This window comes from Pseudomonas brassicacearum (genome assembly GCF_003732175.1).
In the GTDB taxonomy this organism is placed as follows: Bacteria; Pseudomonadota; Gammaproteobacteria; order Pseudomonadales; family Pseudomonadaceae; genus Aquipseudomonas; species Aquipseudomonas brassicacearum_G.
On record NZ_MOBI01000005.1, the window covers coordinates 214604 to 231183 of the forward strand.

General features: G+C 59.8%; 21 protein-coding genes. 17 read left to right on the forward strand and 4 right to left on the reverse strand.

Annotated features, from left to right (window positions below; translation table 11 throughout):
* Positions 1-4: 4 nt before the first annotated feature.
* Together pilH and pilG are read right to left on the reverse strand one after the other, a co-directional pair.
* Positions 5-370, reverse strand: a complete 366-nt coding sequence (gene pilH / locus BK658_RS04995) for a twitching motility response regulator PilH (RefSeq protein ID WP_123581320.1) — start codon at positions 368-370, stop codon at positions 5-7.
* A gap of 57 nt (positions 371-427) precedes the next feature.
* Positions 428-832, reverse strand: coding sequence for a twitching motility response regulator PilG (gene pilG / locus BK658_RS05000; RefSeq protein WP_103316754.1), 405 nt, complete (start codon positions 830-832; stop codon positions 428-430).
* 234 nt (positions 833-1066) lie between these two features.
* Here pilG and gshB point away from each other — a divergent pair, with 234 nt between their 5' ends.
* From gshB to BK658_RS05040, 7 genes are all read left to right on the forward strand, one after another.
* Complete coding sequence (gene gshB, locus BK658_RS05005) at positions 1067-2020, forward strand: glutathione synthase (protein ID WP_123581321.1); 954 nt, start codon at positions 1067-1069, stop codon at positions 2018-2020.
* 77 nt (positions 2021-2097) lie between these two features.
* Positions 2098-2997 carry an energy transducer TonB gene (locus tag BK658_RS05010; RefSeq protein ID WP_123581322.1) on the forward strand — a complete coding sequence of 300 codons (900 nt, stop codon included), beginning with the start codon at positions 2098-2100 and terminating at the stop codon, positions 2995-2997.
* Between the two features lie 192 nt (positions 2998-3189).
* The gene (locus tag BK658_RS05020; protein ID WP_123581323.1) at positions 3190-3759 is read left to right on the forward strand and encodes a YqgE/AlgH family protein; all 570 of its coding nucleotides are present in this window, start codon (positions 3190-3192) and stop codon (positions 3757-3759) included.
* Positions 3759-4196, forward strand: coding sequence for a Holliday junction resolvase RuvX (gene ruvX / locus BK658_RS05025; protein WP_054594455.1), 438 nt, complete (start codon positions 3759-3761; stop codon positions 4194-4196). Before BK658_RS05020 ends, ruvX begins: the two co-directional genes overlap by 1 nt.
* A 95-nt stretch (positions 4197-4291) precedes the next feature.
* Complete coding sequence (gene pyrR, locus BK658_RS05030; RefSeq protein WP_123581324.1) at positions 4292-4798, forward strand: bifunctional pyr operon transcriptional regulator/uracil phosphoribosyltransferase PyrR; 507 nt, start codon at positions 4292-4294, stop codon at positions 4796-4798.
* Positions 4799-4824: 26 nt separating this feature from the next.
* On the forward strand, positions 4825-5829 hold the full coding sequence (locus BK658_RS05035; RefSeq protein WP_123581325.1) for an aspartate carbamoyltransferase catalytic subunit: 1005 nt from the start codon (positions 4825-4827) through the stop codon (positions 5827-5829).
* Positions 5826-7097, forward strand: a complete 1272-nt coding sequence (locus tag BK658_RS05040; RefSeq protein WP_123581326.1) for a dihydroorotase — start codon at positions 5826-5828, stop codon at positions 7095-7097. Before BK658_RS05035 ends, BK658_RS05040 begins: the two co-directional genes overlap by 4 nt.
* 158 nt (positions 7098-7255) lie before the next feature.
* Here the strand turns inward: BK658_RS05040 and BK658_RS05045 are convergent, their stop codons facing one another.
* Positions 7256-7675: an NINE protein gene (locus BK658_RS05045; RefSeq protein WP_123581327.1), complete on the reverse strand. Its 420-nt coding sequence runs from the start codon at positions 7673-7675 to the stop codon at positions 7256-7258.
* A gap of 251 nt (positions 7676-7926) precedes the next feature.
* On the opposite strand from BK658_RS05045, the gene BK658_RS05050 reads away from it, so the two are divergent.
* Positions 7927-8550 (forward strand): C40 family peptidase, encoded by a 624-nt coding sequence (locus tag BK658_RS05050; RefSeq protein ID WP_123581328.1) that lies wholly within the window; start codon positions 7927-7929, stop codon positions 8548-8550.
* Between the two features lie 146 nt (positions 8551-8696).
* Here BK658_RS05050 and BK658_RS05055 read toward each other — a convergent pair whose 3' ends face one another.
* Positions 8697-9731: a type IV pilus twitching motility protein PilT gene (locus BK658_RS05055; RefSeq protein ID WP_123581329.1), complete on the reverse strand. Its 1035-nt coding sequence runs from the start codon at positions 9729-9731 to the stop codon at positions 8697-8699.
* A gap of 196 nt (positions 9732-9927) precedes the next feature.
* On the opposite strand from BK658_RS05055, the gene BK658_RS05060 reads away from it, so the two are divergent.
* The 9 genes from BK658_RS05060 (at position 9928) to hemW (ending at position 16578) form a co-directional block, all read left to right on the forward strand.
* Positions 9928-10614: a YggS family pyridoxal phosphate-dependent enzyme gene (locus BK658_RS05060; RefSeq protein WP_123581330.1), complete on the forward strand. Its 687-nt coding sequence runs from the start codon at positions 9928-9930 to the stop codon at positions 10612-10614.
* Positions 10615-10647: 33 nt separating this feature from the next.
* Positions 10648-11466: a pyrroline-5-carboxylate reductase gene (gene proC / locus BK658_RS05065; protein ID WP_123581331.1), complete on the forward strand. Its 819-nt coding sequence runs from the start codon at positions 10648-10650 to the stop codon at positions 11464-11466.
* Between the two features lie 24 nt (positions 11467-11490).
* Entirely contained in the window at positions 11491-12078 is a 588-nt protein-coding gene (locus BK658_RS05070) for a YggT family protein (protein WP_123581332.1), read from the forward strand.
* Positions 12078-12368, forward strand: a complete 291-nt coding sequence (locus tag BK658_RS05075) for a DUF167 domain-containing protein (RefSeq protein ID WP_123581333.1) — start codon at positions 12078-12080, stop codon at positions 12366-12368. The genes BK658_RS05070 and BK658_RS05075 overlap by 1 nt, the downstream gene beginning before the upstream one ends.
* Positions 12369-12559: 191 nt before the next feature.
* The gene (metX, locus tag BK658_RS05080; protein WP_123581334.1) at positions 12560-13699 is read left to right on the forward strand and encodes a homoserine O-succinyltransferase MetX; all 1140 of its coding nucleotides are present in this window, start codon (positions 12560-12562) and stop codon (positions 13697-13699) included.
* Positions 13700-13706: 7 nt separating this feature from the next.
* Positions 13707-14327, forward strand: coding sequence for a methionine biosynthesis protein MetW (metW, locus tag BK658_RS05085; RefSeq protein WP_071552963.1), 621 nt, complete (start codon positions 13707-13709; stop codon positions 14325-14327).
* A 24-nt stretch (positions 14328-14351) separates the two neighbouring features.
* Complete coding sequence (locus tag BK658_RS05090) at positions 14352-14786, forward strand: DUF4426 domain-containing protein (RefSeq protein WP_123581335.1); 435 nt, start codon at positions 14352-14354, stop codon at positions 14784-14786.
* A complete protein-coding gene (gene rdgB / locus BK658_RS05095) occupies positions 14783-15379 on the forward strand; it encodes an RdgB/HAM1 family non-canonical purine NTP pyrophosphatase (RefSeq protein ID WP_123581336.1) in 597 nt (198 codons plus the stop codon). The genes BK658_RS05090 and rdgB overlap by 4 nt, the downstream gene beginning before the upstream one ends.
* On the forward strand, positions 15376-16578 hold the full coding sequence (gene hemW, locus BK658_RS05100; RefSeq protein ID WP_123581337.1) for a radical SAM family heme chaperone HemW: 1203 nt from the start codon (positions 15376-15378) through the stop codon (positions 16576-16578). The genes rdgB and hemW overlap by 4 nt, the downstream gene beginning before the upstream one ends.
* Positions 16579-16580 lie beyond the last annotated feature (2 nt).

The following is a 16580-nucleotide window of genomic DNA, read 5'->3' on the forward strand; positions in this document are numbered from 1 at the left end:
GCCGTCAACCCGCCAGCACGTTGTTCAGAGTCTTGATCAGGGTCTCTTCGTCGACCGGTTTGGTGAGGTAATCCTTGGCACCCTGGCGAGTGCCCCAGACCTTGTCGGTTTCCTGATCCTTGGTGGTGATGATAATCACCGGGATGTGGCTGGTCTCAGCGTCTTTGGTCAGCTGGCGGGTGGCCTGGAAACCGTTGAGGCCGGGCATGACGATGTCCATCAGCACCACGTCGGGTTTCTCCTGACGGGCCAGTGCCACGCCGTCTGCGCCGTTTTCGGCTTTCAACACTTCGTAACCGTGCTTTTCCAGCATGCCGGTCAGTTTGTACATTTCGGTCGGCGAATCATCGACGATCAGAATACGTGCCATGGTCTTCCCCATTCTTGTAGACGCCGGGCCCGCTGGCCGAGCGTCACTGTGCGTGTCTTACTGCGGCGAAACAACGGCAAAGCCCGGTACATGGGCCTGGATCGCGCTCAGCAGTTCTTCCTTGCTGAAAGGTTTGGTCAAAAACTGGTCGGAGCCGACGATGCGCCCCTTGGCCTTGTCGAACAACCCGTCCTTGGACGACAGCATAATCACTGGCGTGGACTTGAACGCGCTGTTGTTCTTGATCAACGCGCAGGTCTGATAGCCATCCAGACGCGGCATCATGATGTCGACAAAGATAATGCCGGGATGATTGTCGGCAATCTTGGCCAGGGCATCGAAACCATCGATGGCCGTGATGACCTCACAGCCCACGTTTTTCAACAGCGTTTCGGCAGTGCGGCGAATCGTCTTCGAATCGTCGATCACCATGACCTTCAAGGCGCTGGAATGCTGTTCCATATCTGCTCTACCGTCGCCTTTGCGAATCAATTTGTCGTTTGCGGCTTACCGGGGGCTGGAAACCCTTGATGTTCAAGGGCCAGCGCGACATGGGAGTCTTTTTAGCACAGTCTCCAAATCCAATCTATCGAGCAACCTTCGAGGTGGTTTTTCCTTGACCGGGAACACACTGGGCGCCACTCTGACGCCACTTTTTAATGTCGCTTCGACCACCCAAATTTCGAGGAAAAACCCATGAGCGTTCGCGTCGGGATTGTCATGGACCCTATCGCCAGCATTTCCTATAAAAAGGATAGTTCGCTGGCCATGCTGTTGGCCGCCCAGGCACGCGGCTGGACGCTGTTCTATATGGAACAGCGCGATCTGTACCAGGCCGAAGGTGAAGCCCGGGCGCGGATGCGTCCTTTGAAAGTTTTCGCCAATCCGCAAAAGTGGTTTGAGCTGGAAGCCGAAACCGACGCGCTGCTAAGCGATCTGGACGTGATCCTGATGCGCAAGGATCCGCCGTTCGACATGGAATTCGTTTACTCCACCTACTTGCTGGAGCAAGCCGAGCGCGCGGGCGTACTGGTGGTCAACAAGCCGCAGAGCCTGCGCGACTGCAATGAAAAACTGTTCGCCACGCTGTTCCCGCAATGCACGCCGCCGACCGTGGTCAGCCGCCGTCCCGATGTACTGCGCGATTTCGCCGATCATCATGGCGATGTGATTCTCAAGCCGCTGGACGGCATGGGCGGTGCGTCGATCTTCCGTCACACCAAAGGTCATCCGAACCTTTCGGTGATCCTCGAAACCCTGACCCAGCACGGCAAGCAGCAAATCATGGCGCAGGGTTACCTGCCGGCGATCAAGGACGGCGACAAGCGCATCCTGATGATCGATGGCGAACCGGTGGATTACTGCCTGGCGCGGATTCCCGCCGCTGGCGAAACCCGTGGCAACCTGGCTGCCGGTGGTCGTGGCGAAGCACGCCCGCTGACCGACAAGGACCGCTGGATCGCCGCACAGGTCGGCCCGACCCTGCGTGAAAAGGGCTTGCTGTTCGTCGGCCTCGACGTAATCGGCGAGCACCTGACCGAAATCAATGTCACCAGTCCGACCTGCATTCGCGAGATCGACAACGCTTTTGGCACGAACATCGGCGAAATGCTGATGGCTGCCATCGATCAGAAGCTTAAAGCGCGTTGATATAGAACAGCCAAGTTACGACCAACATTGCGTTATCATGCGCGGCCTGTGAAAAACGCGATGTTGGTTTTCTTGTTATGACACTTCCGTCCGATCTGCCTCCCGAACTCGCCCACCGTGGCGTGCGCCCGGCCGATCGCCTCGGTTTTACCCTGTTTCTTGCGGCGCTGATTCACCTGGCCTTGCTGTTGGGCGTCGGGTTCACCTTTGTCGAACCCAAGCAGATCAGCAGAACCCTGGAAATCACCCTCGCCACCTTCAAAAGCGAAAAGAAGCCTGCAAAAGCCGATTTTCTCGCTCAGGAAAACCAGCAAGGCAGCGGCACTCTGGATAAAAAGGCGATCCCCAAGACCACCCAGATCGCACCATTCCAGGACAACAAGGTGCAAAAGGTCTCGCCCCCGCCGTCGGTCAAACCCCAAGTAGAGGAAGCCGCGCCGAAAACCGCCGTGACCACTATCGCGCCAGCGCCAAAGAAAGCCGCGACCAAGAAACAAGAGGTCAAGGCCGAGCCGACGCCCAAGGCCGCGACACCGACGTTCGACAGCTCGCAGCTGTCCAGCGACATCGCCAGCCTGGAAGCGGAACTGGCCAACGAACAACAGCTGTATGCCAAGCGCCCGCGTATCCACCGCCTGAGCGCCGCCTCGACCATGCGCGACAAGGGTGCCTGGTATAAGGACGAATGGCGCAAGAAGGTCGAGCGTATCGGCAATTTGAACTACCCCGAAGAAGCCCGGCGCAAGCAGATCTACGGCAACTTGCGACTGATGGTCTCGATCAACCACGATGGTTCGCTATATGAGGTGCTGGTGCTGGAGTCCTCCGGCCAGCCGCTGCTGGATCAAGCTGCTCAGCGCATCGTCCGCCTGGCCGCACCGTTTGCGCCGTTTACCGGCGACCTGTCGGATATCGACCGGCTGGAAATCATTCGTACATGGAAGTTTGCGCGCGGAGACAAGCTTTCCAGTAATTGACCACCACAGAACCCCTGTGGGAGCGAGCTTGCTCGCGATGGCGGCATTGCAGTCGACATTAATGCTGAATGTGAAATTGTCATCGCGAGCAAGCTCGCTCCCACATTTGATCTGGGTTGCCAGCTGGAATAAGGGCATTTCCTGCGCATCCCCAGCTTGTCAGTTTGCCCCTCCAACGCCACACTAGCGCCTATGAAGAACGTCAGCCCCAGCTACCTCAAGCATCACTTCCTGATCGCCATGCCTCACATGGCCGACCCGAACTTTGCGCACACCTTGACCTACATCGTCGAGCACACGGCCAATGGTGCCATGGGGTTGATCATCAACCGCCCGCAAGACCTGAGCCTGGCGGACATTCTCGAGCAATTGCGCCCTGACATCGAACCCTCGCCACTGTGCCAGCACGTGCCGATTTTCACTGGCGGCCCGGTACAGACCGATCGTGGTTTTGTCCTGCACCCCGTCGGCTCGACGTATCAGGCAACGGTCGAACTGGATGGCCTGGCGCTGTCCACCTCCCAGGACGTGCTGTTTGCCATCGCCGATGGCGTTGGCCCGAGCAAAAGCCTGATCGCCCTCGGTTACGCCGGCTGGGAAGCCGGGCAACTGGAGACCGAGCTGGCCGACAACGCCTGGCTGACCTGCCCGTTCGATGCCGACATCCTGTTCAACACCAGCAGTGAACTGCGTCTGGAAGCGGCCGCCAAGCGCCTGGGCATCAACCTCAGCCTGCTGACCAGCCAGGCGGGACACGCCTGATGGCCCTGCGTCTGATTCTGGGTTTTGACTACGGCACCAAACAGATCGGCGTTGCGGTCGGCCAGGTGATTACCGGCCAGGCCCGCGAACTCTGCACCTTGAAGGCGCAAAACGGCATTCCTGACTGGAATCAGGTCGAAGCCCTGATCAAGGAATGGAAACCCGACGCTGTGGTGGTCGGCCTCCCGCTGAACATGGACGGCACGCCCAGTGACATGTGCTTGCGCGCCGAGAAGTTCGCCCGCCGCCTGAATGGCCGCTACAACCTGCCCTTCTATACCCACGATGAACGCCTGACCACCTTTGAAGCCAAAGGTGAACGGCGGGCACAGGGCGGGCAGAAAGGCAGTTACCGCGACAACCCGGTCGACGCCATCGCCGCCGCCCTGCTGCTGCAAGGCTGGCTCGACGAAAACACTGCACTGTTCGAATCCTGAAAGCCGAATCCTGAAGAGGCGCCACAGTGCCTCTCTTCGCTACAACCCGAGCCGCACTGTACACGCAGTGTGCTCGGGCCCATGAAGGAGCAACCATGAGCCTGCCCAATCCCGCCGAACTGATCAGCCAAATGGCGGTCCGTCTCAAGGCCCATCTTGAACACCGGGGCATCAGCGAACCGCGCTACGTCGGCATTCGCACCGGTGGTGTGTGGGTCGCCCAGGCCTTGCTCGAAGAGCTTGGTAGCGACGCGCCACTGGGCACCCTGGACGTTTCCTTCTACCGCGACGACTTCAGCCAGAGCGGCCTGCACCCGCAGGTGCGCCCTTCGGCACTGCCGTTCGAAATCGAAGGCCAGCATCTGGTGCTGATCGACGACGTGCTGATGAGCGGTCGGACGATCCGCGCCGCCATGAACGAACTCTTCGATTACGGCCGCCCGGCCAGCATCACCCTGGTGTGCTTGCTCGATCTGGATGCCGGCGAGCTGCCAATCCGCCCGAACGTGGTGGGTGCCACCCTGTCGCTGGCGGCCCACGAACGGGTCAAGCTGACGGGCCCCGACCCGCTGCAACTCGAACTGCAAGACCTCGCCCTTTAATTCGCCCTTTTAAAGAGTCCATTGCGATGACGCCCCCAGACACCAAGCGCCCGCTGCAGCTCAATGATCAGGGCCAGCTGCGCCACTTCCTCTCGCTCGACGGTCTGCGCCGCGAGCTGCTGACGGAAATCCTCGACACCGCCGACTCGTTCCTTGAAGTCGGCGCCCGGGCGGTAAAGAAAGTCCCGCTGCTGCGCGGCAAGACCGTGTGCAACGTGTTCTTCGAAAACTCCACCCGCACCCGTACCACCTTCGAACTGGCAGCCCAGCGACTGTCGGCGGACGTGATCACCCTGAACGTATCGACGTCGTCGGCGAGCAAGGGCGAAACCCTGCTCGACACCCTGCGCAACCTTGAAGCCATGGCCGCCGACATGTTCGTCGTGCGTCACGGCGACTCTGGCGCCGCGCACTTCATCGCCGAACATGTTTGCCCACAGGTGGCGATCATCAACGGTGGTGACGGTCGTCACGCCCACCCGACCCAAGGCATGCTCGACATGCTGACCATCCGTCGGCACAAAGGCAGCTTTGAAAACCTTTCGGTCGCCATCGTCGGCGACATCCTGCACTCGCGGGTTGCACGCTCGAACATGCTCGCGCTGAAAACCCTCGGCTGCCCGGACATCCGCGTGATTGCGCCGAAAACCCTGCTGCCGATCGGTATCGAGCAGTACGGCGTGAAGGTCTACACCGACATGACCGAAGGCCTGAAGGATGTCGACGTGGTGATCATGCTGCGTCTGCAGCGTGAACGCATGACCGGCGGCCTGCTGCCGAGCGAGGGCGAGTTCTATCGTCTGTTCGGCCTGACCACTGCGCGCCTGGCCGGTGCCAAACCGGATGCCATCGTCATGCACCCAGGTCCGATCAACCGTGGCGTGGAGATCGAATCGGCGGTGGCCGACGGTCCGCACTCGGTGATTCTCAATCAGGTGACCTACGGGATCGCCATTCGTATGGCCGTGTTGTCGATGGCCATGAGCGGGCAGACTGCCCAGCGCCAATTCGAGCAGGAGAAGGCCCAGTGAAGCTCAGCATTCTCGGCGCCCGCGTCATCGATCCAAGTAGCGGCCTGGATCAAGTCACCGATATTCACATTGAAGCCTGCAAGATCGTCGCCATTGGCGCCGCTCCAGTCGGTTTCGTCGCTGTCGAGACCATCGAGGCAAAAGGCCTGGTAGTCGCTCCCGGCCTCGTCGACCTGAACGTCGCCCTGCGCGAACCGGGTTACAGCCGCAAAGGCACGATTGCCAGTGAAACCCGCGCCGCTGCGGCGGGCGGCGTCACCAGCCTGTGCTGCCCGCCACGGACCAAACCGGTGCTGGACACCTCCGCCGTGGCCGAACTGATCCTCGACCGCGCCCGCGAGGCCGGGAATGCCAAGGTCTTTCCGATTGGCGCCCTGAGCAAAGGTCTGGACGGCGAACAGCTGGCAGAACTGATTGCCCTGCGCGATGCCGGTTGTATTGCATTCGGTAACGGCCTGGAGAGCTTTCGCAACACCCGCACCCTGTGCCGGGCGCTGGAATACGCGGCGACGTTCGACCTGACCGTAATCTTCCATTCGCAGGATCATGACCTCGCCGAAGGCGGCCTGGCTCACGAAGGCCCGACCGCGAGTTTCCTCGGCTTGCCGGGAATTCCCGAAACCGCTGAAACCGTGGCCCTGGCCCGTGACCTGCTGCTGGTCGAACAAACCGGTGTGCGGGCGCACTTCAGCCAGCTCACCAGCGCCCGTGGCGTGGCATTGATCGCTCAGGCTCAGGCCCGTGGCATGAAAGTGACAGCCGATGTGGCGTTGTATCAGCTAATCCTCACCGACGAAGCGCTGATCGACTTCAACAGCCTGTACCACGTCCAGCCACCGCTGCGCACCCGCGCTGACCGCGATGGCCTGCGCGCTGCCGTGAAGTCGGGGGTGGTTCAAGCCATCTCCAGCCATCACCAGCCGCACGAACGCGACGCCAAGCTGGCACCGTTCGGCGCGACCGAGCCGGGCATCAGCAGCGTTGAACTGCTACTGCCGCTAGCCCTGACGCTGGTAGAAGACGGTTTGCTCGACCTGCCGACGCTGCTGGCACGCCTGAGTTCCGGTCCGGCCGATGCCCTGCGCCTGCCAGTGGGCAAGCTGGCGGTGGGCGCTCCGGCGGATCTGGTGGTGTTCGACCCAGCCGCTTCCACCGTAGCCGGTGAGCACTGGTTGTCGAAGGGCGAAAACTGCCCGTTCCTCGGCCATAGCCTGCCGGGCGTGGTGCGCTATACCCTGGTGGACGGACGGATCAGCCACCAGGCGTAAAACGCGTCACCTGTGGAGAGGGGGCTTACCCCCGTCGGCCGGTCCGCGCTCGGGCGCAGCAGTCGCAAAACCAGCTAGTGGGTTCTATCTGAAAGAACTCGGCTGCTGATTTGGGACTGCTTCGCAGCCCAACGGGAGCAAGCCCCCTCGCCACATATTCAGCGGTTCTGCGCGTTGCGCACGGAGATCTGGTCATTCAATGTCCAGAAGTCGTACAGCACACCCAGAAAGAACAACCCGCCGGTCACCAGGTACAGCAGGCCCGTCAGCCACTTGCCTTGGTACATGCGGTGCAGACCGAACACGCCCAGGAAGGTCAGCAGAATCCAGGCAACGTTGTACTCGATAGGGCCGGCGGTAAAGCGCAGGTCCGCTTCACGGTCCATGGCCGGGATCAGGAACAGGTCGATCAACCAGCCAATGCCCAGCAACCCGAAGGTGAAAAACCAGATCGTTCCGGTGACCGGCTTGCCGTAATAGAAGCGGTGAGAGCCGGTAAAACCGAAAATCCATAGCAGGTAACCGATCACCTTGCTGTGGGTGTCCTGGTGTGAAACATCCTGACGATAGGTGTTCATGGGTTCCCTCATTTGCCTCGATAGATAAATATTCTTGAATTCTTTGTGACTTTTTTACAGGCGCCCGACGTGTGGCAAATGCTACCTTGTCCCCCGTCAAAGCCTTGTAACACCTGACTTCTGTCCGACAATTGAGTCCATTTGCCGCTTCTTTGCTGCAGTTGACCCCCGGGTTGAATCGACCAACGGCCTCGGAAAGGACAAAAAAGCTGTTATAAAGTTGCGCGCTTACCCACATAGAGCCTTGCCTAATGCGTCCATTTTTCAAGACATGGCTAACCATTTGCCTATTAATGCCACTGGCCGCCCACGCCACCAATCGTGAGCAACGTCTTCCGAACGTTAATGGTTACACCCCAAAATCTCATGTTTCTGCCGCTACCAGCAAAAACAAACACGCTGTCAAAGGTCTGACTCACCTGAGCAAGGCCGACAGCAAGCTGGTCCCGCCGATGGGAGCCAAACAAAGCAGCAATGTACTGAGTCGTGCAGTAAACGTGCTCGGCACTCCTTATCGTTGGGGCGGCAGTAGCCCAAGTAAAGGCTTCGATTGCAGCGGGCTGGTGAAATACGCCTTCAATGGCGTTGGTGCGGCTGATCTGCCACGCACCTCCAACGCCATGGCCGCCGGTCACGGACAGAAAGTCGATCGCAAGGACTTGAAGCCGGGCGACCTGATTTTCTTCAATATCAAGAGCCGCAAGGTCAACCACGTCGCCATTTACCTGGGCAACGACCGCTTCATCCACGCACCGCGCCGTGGCAAGTCGGTGACCATCGACACCCTGAAGAAACCGTACTGGGAAAGCCATTACGTGGTTGCCAAACGGGTTGAAACGAAAGAATCGAAAGCCCTGCGGATCGCTCAGCGCTAATCCCAGCCTGATGATCGTTCCCACGCTCCTGCGTGGGAATGCATCCCGTGACGCTCCGCGTCACATCCAGAAGCGGACGCAGAGCGTCCATTGAGGCATTCCCACGCAGAGCGTGGGAACGATCCATAAGCACAACAAATCCCCTCTCAGAAATTATCCGGTGACCGCGCCCTCTCTCGCGCATGCTCGCGACTGATCAGGCCTTTGTTCACCAAATCCTTCAAGCTCATATCCAGCGTCTGCATCCCCAGCGAAGCCCCGGTCTGTATCGACGAGTACATCTGCGCAATCTTGTCTTCGCGGATCAGGTTACGGATCGCCGAGGTGCCAAGCATGATTTCGTGGGCCGCCACCCGGCCACCACCGATTTTCTTGATCAGCGTTTGGGAAATCACCGCCTGCAACGACTCTGAGAGCATCGAACGCACCATCGACTTCTCATCGCCTGGAAACACGTCCACCACCCGGTCAATGGTTTTCGCTGCCGAGTTGGTGTGCAAGGTGCCGAAGACCAGATGCCCGGTCTCGGCCGCCGTCAGCGCCAGGCGGATAGTCTCCAGGTCACGCATCTCCCCTACCAGAATCACGTCCGGATCCTCGCGCAATGCCGAACGCAACGCAGTAGCGAAACTGCGCGTATCGCGATGCACTTCACGCTGATTGATCAGGCATTTGCGTGATTCATGGAGGAATTCGATGGGGTCTTCGATGGTGAGGATATGGTGATGCCGGTGGTTGTTCAGGTAATCGATCATCGCCGCCTGGGTGGTCGACTTGCCGGAACCTGTCGGCCCGGTGACCAGCACCAGCCCGCGAGAGACCTCGGCAATACGGCGAAACACATCCCCCAGGCCCAGATCTTCCATACTCTGGATTTTCGACGGGATGGTCCGGAACACCGCGCCCGGACCGCGATACTGATTGAACGCATTGACCCGAAAGCGCGCCACACCTGGCGCCTCGAAGGAAAAGTCGGTCTCCAGCGCCTGCTCGAACTCCACCCGCTGCTTGTCGTTCATGATCGCGTAGATCAGCTCGCGCACCTGCTTGTCATCCAGCGCCGGCAGGTTGATTCGCCGCACATCGCCATCCACCCGGATCATCGGCGGCAGCCCCGCAGACAGGTGCAAGTCGGAAGCCCCTTGTTTGGCGCTGAACGCCAGCAGTTCAGTGATATCCATAGCACTCCCCAATTCCAGTAGAATGCCGCGAACCTCAGACTGCCGGCGGCAAGTATCCCGGCCTGAAAAGTCGCCGAGCGATGATCAGGCAAGGCAAAAGTCGAGGAAGAAGCGGAGTTGACGTTAGTCAATGAGCATTCTGAGTTGACTTTTAACGCAGCATGATCGAGCACAGGCACTTTTAAGGCGGGATTGAATGTCCACGATAGCAGACAACATTGCGCAGGTAGCTGCGCGCATCCGCGCAGCGGAACAAGCCGCGCAACGTGCCGAGCACAGCGTCCGCCTGCTGGCCGTGAGCAAGACCAAGCCCAGCGATGCCGTGCGTGAAGCCTATGCCGCCGGCGTGCACGACTTTGGCGAGAACTATCTGCAGGAGGCCCTGGGCAAACAGCTCGAGTTGGCCGACCTGCCCTTGATCTGGCACTTCATCGGCCCCATTCAATCGAACAAGACGCGCGCTATCGCCGAGAACTTCGCTTGGGTGCATTCCGTGGATCGCTTGAAAATCGCGCAACGCCTGTCCGAACAACGTCCGGCCGAGCTGCCTCCCTTGAACATCTGCATTCAGGTCAATGTCAGCGGTGAAGCCAGCAAATCCGGTTGCACCCCGGCCGACCTGCCAGCACTGGCCAGCGCCATCAGCGCGCTGCCGCGGTTGAAACTGCGCGGCTTGATGGCAATTCCCGAGCCGACTGAAGATCGCGCGGCTCAGGACGCAGCCTTTGCGACCGTACAAATGCTGCAAGCAAGCCTGAATCTGCCACTCGACACACTTTCCATGGGCATGAGCCACGACCTGGAGTCGGCCATCGCGATGGGCGCCACCTGGGTTCGTATTGGTACGGCCCTGTTTGGTGCCCGCGACTACGGTCAGCCGTAAGGTGGCTGACTTACCTCTCTATAAGGACCTGACATGAGCAAGACACGAATTGCCTTTATCGGTGCCGGAAACATGGCCGCCAGCCTGATCGGCGGCCTGCGTGCCAAAGGTCTGGAAGCTGCACAGATCCGCGCCAGCGATCCTGGCGCTGAAACCCGCGCACGGGTAACTGCTGAACATGGCATCGAAACGTTTGCCGACAACGCCGACGCCATTCAAGGCGCAGACGTGATCGTACTGGCGGTCAAACCCCAGGCGATGAAAGCCGTGTGTGAAGCACTGCGCCCTAGCCTTGCAGCGAATCAGATGGTGGTGTCGATTGCCGCCGGGATCACCTGCGCCAGCATGAACAGCTGGCTCGGCGCTCAGCCGATCGTGCGCTGCATGCCCAACACACCTGCGCTGCTGCGTCAGGGTGTCAGCGGTCTGTATGCCACGGCCCAAGTGACTGCCGATCAGCGTCAGCAGGCCCAAGAACTGCTGTCAGCCGTTGGCATCGCCCTGTGGCTGAACGAAGAGCAGCAACTGGACGCGGTCACCGCCGTTTCCGGTTCGGGGCCTGCGTACTTCTTCCTGCTGATCGAAGCCATGACCGCTGCGGGTGAGAAACTTGGCCTGCCACGGGACATCGCCACCCAGCTGACCCTGCAAACCGCGCTGGGCGCCGCGCACATGGCCGTCGCCAGTGACGTCGACGCCGCTGAACTGCGCCGTCGCGTGACCTCGCCAGCCGGCACCACCGAAGCCGCGATCAAAACCTTCCAGGCCGGTGGCTTTGAAGCTCTGGTCGAAAAAGCACTCGGCGCCGCGGCACACCGTTCGGCCGAGATGGCCGAGCAACTTGGTCGCTAATCAGCTCTTACAAAGGAATCAATAATGCTTGGACTCAATGACGCTGCCATTTTCATCATTAAAACCTTGGGCAGCCTGTACCTGCTGATCGTGCTGCTGCGTTTTATCCTGCAATTGGTTCGGGCAAACTTTTACAACCCGCTCTGCCAGTTCATCGTGAAAGCCACTCAACCGCTACTCAAGCCTCTGCGCCGGGTAATCCCAAGCATGTTCGGGCTGGACATGTCGTCTCTTGTACTGGCGCTGATCGTGCAGATGCTGCTGATAGCCGTCATCCTGGCGCTCAAAGGCTTCCTGGTCGACGTGCTGCTTCTGGTGCCTTGGGCACTGATCGCCATCTTCTCGCTGTTTTTGAATATTCTGTTCTACGCGATGATCATCAGCGTGATTCTGTCCTGGGTCGCCCCGGGGAGTCACAATCCGGGCGCAGAACTGGTCGCGCAGATCACTGAACCGGTACTCGCCCCATTCCGCCGTATCGTGCCGAACCTGGGTGGCCTCGATATCTCGCCGATCTTCGCGTTTATCGTGATCCAGTTGCTGCAAAGCTGGCTGATCCCACGCCTTGCGTACTTCGCTCTCATGCCGCAGGGGCTGCTCGGGCTCATCTGATGAGTTACTTTCGCTGGGACGGGGATGATCTGATCCTCGACTGTCACCTGCAACCGGCGGCCCGTAGCGATGATTTCTGCGGGCTGCATGGCGATCGGCTGAAGATCCGTCTAACCGCCCCGCCGGTCGAAGGCAAGGCCAATGCCTACCTGATGGCGTTTCTGGCCAAGGCGTTTGGCGTGTCCAAGAGCCAGGTGAGCCTGATCAGCGGTGAGCTGAACCGGCAGAAGCGGGTTCGGATCAATGCACCAAAAAAGCTTCCCGATTTGCCGGACTTAACACAGCCCTGATCGTTCCCACGCTCCCGCGTGGGAATGCCTCTACGGACGCTCTGCGTTCGGCTCTCGATGTGACGCGGAGCGTCACGGGATGCATTCCCACGCAGAGCGTGGGAACGATCATGAAATCAGGCCCGGCCTTTGCTTGCCGCTGGGGGCCCTGCTCATTAGACTTACGCCTCATTTCAACGAGAGCAGGGTCGATGCCAACTGCCTTTCCCGCCGATTCTGTTGGTCTGGTGACGCCGCAAGTGGCGCGCTTCAGCGAGCCCCTGGCCCTTGCCTGCGGTCGCTCTTTGCCAGCCTATGACCTGATCTATGAAACCTACGGCACGCTGAACGCCACGGCGAGCAACGCCGTGCTGATTTGCCATGCCTTGTCCGGTCACCATCACGCTGCCGGTTATCACAGTACCGAAGACCGGAAACCCGGTTGGTGGGACAGCTGTATCGGCCCGGGCAAACCGATCGACACCAACAAGTTCTTTGTGGTCAGCCTGAACAACCTCGGCGGCTGCAACGGCTCCACCGGCCCGAGCAGTATCAACCCGGACACCGGCAAACCGTTCGGTGCCGACTTCCCGGTGCTGACCGTGGAAGACTGGGTTCACAGCCAGGCGCGTCTGGCGGACCGGATCGGCATCAACCAGTGGGCCGCCGTGATCGGCGGCAGTCTGGGCGGCATGCAGGCGATGCAGTGGAGCATCACTTACCCTGATCGCATCCGTCACTGCGTGGCCATTGCCTCGGCACCGAAACTGTCGGCGCAGAACATCGCCTTCAACGAAGTGGCGCGTCAGGCAATCCTCACCGATCCGGACTTCCATGGTGGCTCGTTCCAGGAAGCGGGCGTGATCCCCAAGCGCGGGCTGATGCTGGCGCGAATGGTCGGGCATATCACCTACCTGTCAGACGATTCCATGGGCGAGAAATTTGGCCGTGGCCTGAAGAGCGAAAAGCTCAACTACGACTTCCACAGCGTCGAGTTCCAGGTCGAAAGCTACCTGCGTTATCAGGGTGAAGAGTTCTCTGGGCGTTTTGATGCCAACACCTACCTGCTGATGACCAAAGCGCTGGACTATTTCGATCCGGCAGCGAACTTCGACGATAACCTGGCTAAAACCTTCGCCGACGCCAAAGCCAAGTTCTGCGTGATGTCCTTCACCACCGATTGGCGCTTCTCCCCGGCCCGCTCGCGGGAACTGGTTGACGCGCTGATGGCGGCCAAGAAAGACGTTTGCTACCTGGAGATCGATGCTCCGCAAGGCCACGACGCCTTCCTGATTCCGATCCCGCGCTACTTGCAGGCGTTTCGCAATTACATGAACCGAATTTCGCTTTGAGGAAGACATGAGAGCCGATCTGGAAATCATCCAGGAATGGATCCCCGCCGGCAGCCGCGTGCTCGACCTCGGTTGCGGTGACGGCGAGCTGCTGACCTGGCTACGCGATAACAAGCAAGTCACCGGCTACGGGCTGGAAAACGATGCGGACAACATCGCCGAATGCGTGGCCAAGGGCATCAACGTCATCGAGCAGGACCTGGACAAGGGCCTGGGCAACTTTGCCAGCAACAGTTTCGACATCGTGGTGATGACCCAGGCCCTGCAAGCCGTGCATTACCCGGACAAGATCCTCGACGAAATGCTGCGGGTCGGTCGTCAGTGCATCATCACCTTCCCCAACTTCGGTCACTGGCGCTGCCGCTGGTACCTGGCGAGCAAGGGCCGGATGCCGGTTTCGGAGTTTTTGCCGTACACCTGGTACAACACGCCGAACATCCACTTCTGCACCTTTGAAGACTTTGAAGCGCTGTGCCGCGAACGTGAAGCCAAGGTCATCGATCGGCTTGCCGTCGATCAACAACACCGACACGGGTGGGCCAGCAAGCTATGGCCTAATCTATTAGGTGAGATTGGCATCTACCGCGTCAGCAGTCCTGGCCTGCAGGATCACCAGGTAGCGGTTTAACGAGGTTTTTCAAGGAGAACGATCATGGGTCGTCTAGCCCTGTTTCTGTTAACAGCCTGCCTGAGCGTCAGCGCCATGGCCGCCGAGCCCATCAAAGGCGAACGTCAGGAAACCTTCGGTGACGTTACGGTGCACTACAACACCTTCAATTCCACCTACCTGACGCCGGACATCGCCAAAAGCGCCGAACTGGTCCGCAGCAAGAATCAGGGTGTGATCAATGTGTCGGTGATCAAGGCCAACAAACCGGTCATCGCCCAGGTCAGCGGCACAGTGAAGGACCTGACCAGTAAAAGCGTCCCGCTGAAGTTCAAACAGATCACCGAAACCGGGGCCGTCTACTACATCGCCCAGTTTCCGGTGGATCAGCAGGAAGTCCGCACCTTCGAAATCAATGTGCAAACCGGCGACAAAATCAACACCATCAATTTCAACCAAGAGCTCTTCCCCGGCGAATGATCAATTTCACGCAACTCGTATTGGCCAGCCATAACGCCGGCAAACTCAAAGAACTCCAGGCCATGCTCGGCGAATCGGTGCGCCTGCGCTCGATTGGCGAGTTCAGCAGCGTCGAGCCTGAAGAAACCGGCCTGTCGTTCGTCGAAAACGCCATCCTCAAGGCCCGCAATGCCTCGCGCATTTCCGGCTTGCCGGCTCTGGCCGACGATTCCGGACTGGCGGTGGATTTCCTCGGCGGTGCGCCGGGTATCTACTCGGCGCGTTATGCCGACGGCCAGGGCGACGCAGCGAACAATGCCAAGCTGCTCGACGTGCTGAAAGACGTCCCCGAAGCCGAACGTGGTGCGCAGTTTGTATGCGTGCTGGCTCTGGTACGCCACGCCGATGATCCGCTGCCGATTCTCTGTGAAGGCCTGTGGCACGGACGCATCCTGACCGAAGCCAGTGGTGAACACGGTTTTGGCTACGATCCGCTGTTCTGGGTGCCGGAGCGCGATTGCTCCAGCGCAGAATTGAACCCGGCCGAGAAAAACCAGCTCAGCCACCGCGCCCGTGCAATGGAATTGCTGCGCCAACGTTTGAGCCTGAAATGACCCACGACCTGTCCGCGTCGCCGCTGATTTACGGCGGCGCGCAATCGCCTCGGGCGGCCCTGCCAGTGCTGCCACCCCTGGCGCTGTACATCCACATTCCGTGGTGCGTACGCAAATGCCCTTATTGCGACTTCAACTCCCACACCGCAAGCCCCGTGCTGCCGGAAGAAGAGTACGTGGACGCCCTGCTGGCTGACCTCGACCAAGACTTGCATGCGGTTTACGGTCGCGAACTGAGCTCGATTTTCTTCGGCGGCGGCACACCGAGCCTGTTCAGCGCGCAAGCGTTGGGCCGTTTGCTCAAAGGTGTGGAGCAGCGAATCCCGTTTGCCGGCGACATCGAAATCACTTTGGAAGCCAACCCCGGGACCTTCGAACAGGAAAAATTCGTCGCTTACCGTGCCTTGGGCATCAATCGCCTGTCGATCGGTATCCAGAGCTTCCAACAAGAGAAACTCAAGGCCCTGGGCCGGATCCACAACGGCGATGAAGCGATTCGCGCGGCTGGCATGGCCCGTCAGGCCGGGTTCGACAACTTCAACCTGGACCTGATGCACGGTTTGCCCGATCAGTCCCTGGACGATGCGCTGGACGACCTGCGTCAGGCCATCGCGCTGAAGCCGACTCATCTGTCCTGGTATCAGCTGACCCTGGAGCCGAACACGGTGTTCTGGAACCAGCCGCCAACCCTGCCGGAAGATGACACCTTATGGGACATTCAGGAGGCCGGTCAGGCGCTGTTGGCCGAGCACGGCTACGCCCAATACGAAGTCTCGGCGTACGCCCAATCCGGTCGTCCGGCGCGGCATAACCTCAATTACTGGAGTTTCGGCGACTTCATCGGTATCGGCGCCGGGGCGCACGGCAAGCTCAGCCATCCGGACGGACGCATTGTCCGCACCTGGAAGACGCGCCTGCCGAAGGACTACCTCAACCCGGCAAAAAGCTTTCAGGCGGGCGAGAAAACCCTGACCAACGAAGAGCTGCCGTTCGAGTTCCTGATGAATGCCCTGCGCCTGACCGAGGGTGTCGAGTCGCGCCTGTATCCAGAGCGCACCGGTCTGAGCCTGGAAAGCCTTGCCGAAGGCCGTCGCGAGGCCGAACAAAGTGGCTTGTTGCAGGTCGAACCGTCACGTCTGGCGGCGACGATGCGCGGACAACTATTTCTCAATGACTTGCTGCAGAATTTTCTGACTTAAGG

What these genes read in the sequence shown, in the direction of transcription:
- gshB (WP_123581321.1), top strand. Translation starts at nt 1,067, where the DNA reads ATGAGCGTTCGCGTCGGGATTGTCATGGACCCTATCGCCAGCATTTCC.
- proC (WP_123581331.1), top strand. Translation starts at nt 10,648, where the DNA reads ATGAGCAAGACACGAATTGCCTTTATCGGTGCCGGAAACATGGCCGCC.
- BK658_RS05050 (WP_123581328.1), top strand. Translation starts at nt 7,927, where the DNA reads ATGCGTCCATTTTTCAAGACATGGCTAACCATTTGCCTATTAATGCCA.
- BK658_RS05060 (WP_123581330.1), top strand. Translation starts at nt 9,928, where the DNA reads ATGTCCACGATAGCAGACAACATTGCGCAGGTAGCTGCGCGCATCCGC.
- hemW (WP_123581337.1), top strand. Translation starts at nt 15,376, where the DNA reads ATGACCCACGACCTGTCCGCGTCGCCGCTGATTTACGGCGGCGCGCAA.
- rdgB (WP_123581336.1), top strand. Translation starts at nt 14,783, where the DNA reads ATGATCAATTTCACGCAACTCGTATTGGCCAGCCATAACGCCGGCAAA.
- BK658_RS05055 (WP_123581329.1), bottom strand. Translation starts at nt 9,731, where the DNA reads ATGGATATCACTGAACTGCTGGCGTTCAGCGCCAAACAAGGGGCTTCC.
- pilH (WP_123581320.1), bottom strand. Translation starts at nt 370, where the DNA reads ATGGCACGTATTCTGATCGTCGATGATTCGCCGACCGAAATGTACAAA.
- BK658_RS05075 (WP_123581333.1), top strand. Translation starts at nt 12,078, where the DNA reads ATGAGTTACTTTCGCTGGGACGGGGATGATCTGATCCTCGACTGTCAC.
- pyrR (WP_123581324.1), top strand. Translation starts at nt 4,292, where the DNA reads ATGAGCCTGCCCAATCCCGCCGAACTGATCAGCCAAATGGCGGTCCGT.
- BK658_RS05070 (WP_123581332.1), top strand. Translation starts at nt 11,491, where the DNA reads ATGCTTGGACTCAATGACGCTGCCATTTTCATCATTAAAACCTTGGGC.
- BK658_RS05090 (WP_123581335.1), top strand. Translation starts at nt 14,352, where the DNA reads ATGGGTCGTCTAGCCCTGTTTCTGTTAACAGCCTGCCTGAGCGTCAGC.
- pilG (WP_103316754.1), bottom strand. Translation starts at nt 832, where the DNA reads ATGGAACAGCATTCCAGCGCCTTGAAGGTCATGGTGATCGACGATTCG.
- BK658_RS05045 (WP_123581327.1), bottom strand. Translation starts at nt 7,675, where the DNA reads ATGAACACCTATCGTCAGGATGTTTCACACCAGGACACCCACAGCAAG.
- metW (WP_071552963.1), top strand. Translation starts at nt 13,707, where the DNA reads ATGAGAGCCGATCTGGAAATCATCCAGGAATGGATCCCCGCCGGCAGC.
- ruvX (WP_054594455.1), top strand. Translation starts at nt 3,759, where the DNA reads ATGGCCCTGCGTCTGATTCTGGGTTTTGACTACGGCACCAAACAGATC.
- BK658_RS05010 (WP_123581322.1), top strand. Translation starts at nt 2,098, where the DNA reads ATGACACTTCCGTCCGATCTGCCTCCCGAACTCGCCCACCGTGGCGTG.
- BK658_RS05020 (WP_123581323.1), top strand. Translation starts at nt 3,190, where the DNA reads ATGAAGAACGTCAGCCCCAGCTACCTCAAGCATCACTTCCTGATCGCC.
- BK658_RS05035 (WP_123581325.1), top strand. Translation starts at nt 4,825, where the DNA reads ATGACGCCCCCAGACACCAAGCGCCCGCTGCAGCTCAATGATCAGGGC.
- metX (WP_123581334.1), top strand. Translation starts at nt 12,560, where the DNA reads ATGCCAACTGCCTTTCCCGCCGATTCTGTTGGTCTGGTGACGCCGCAA.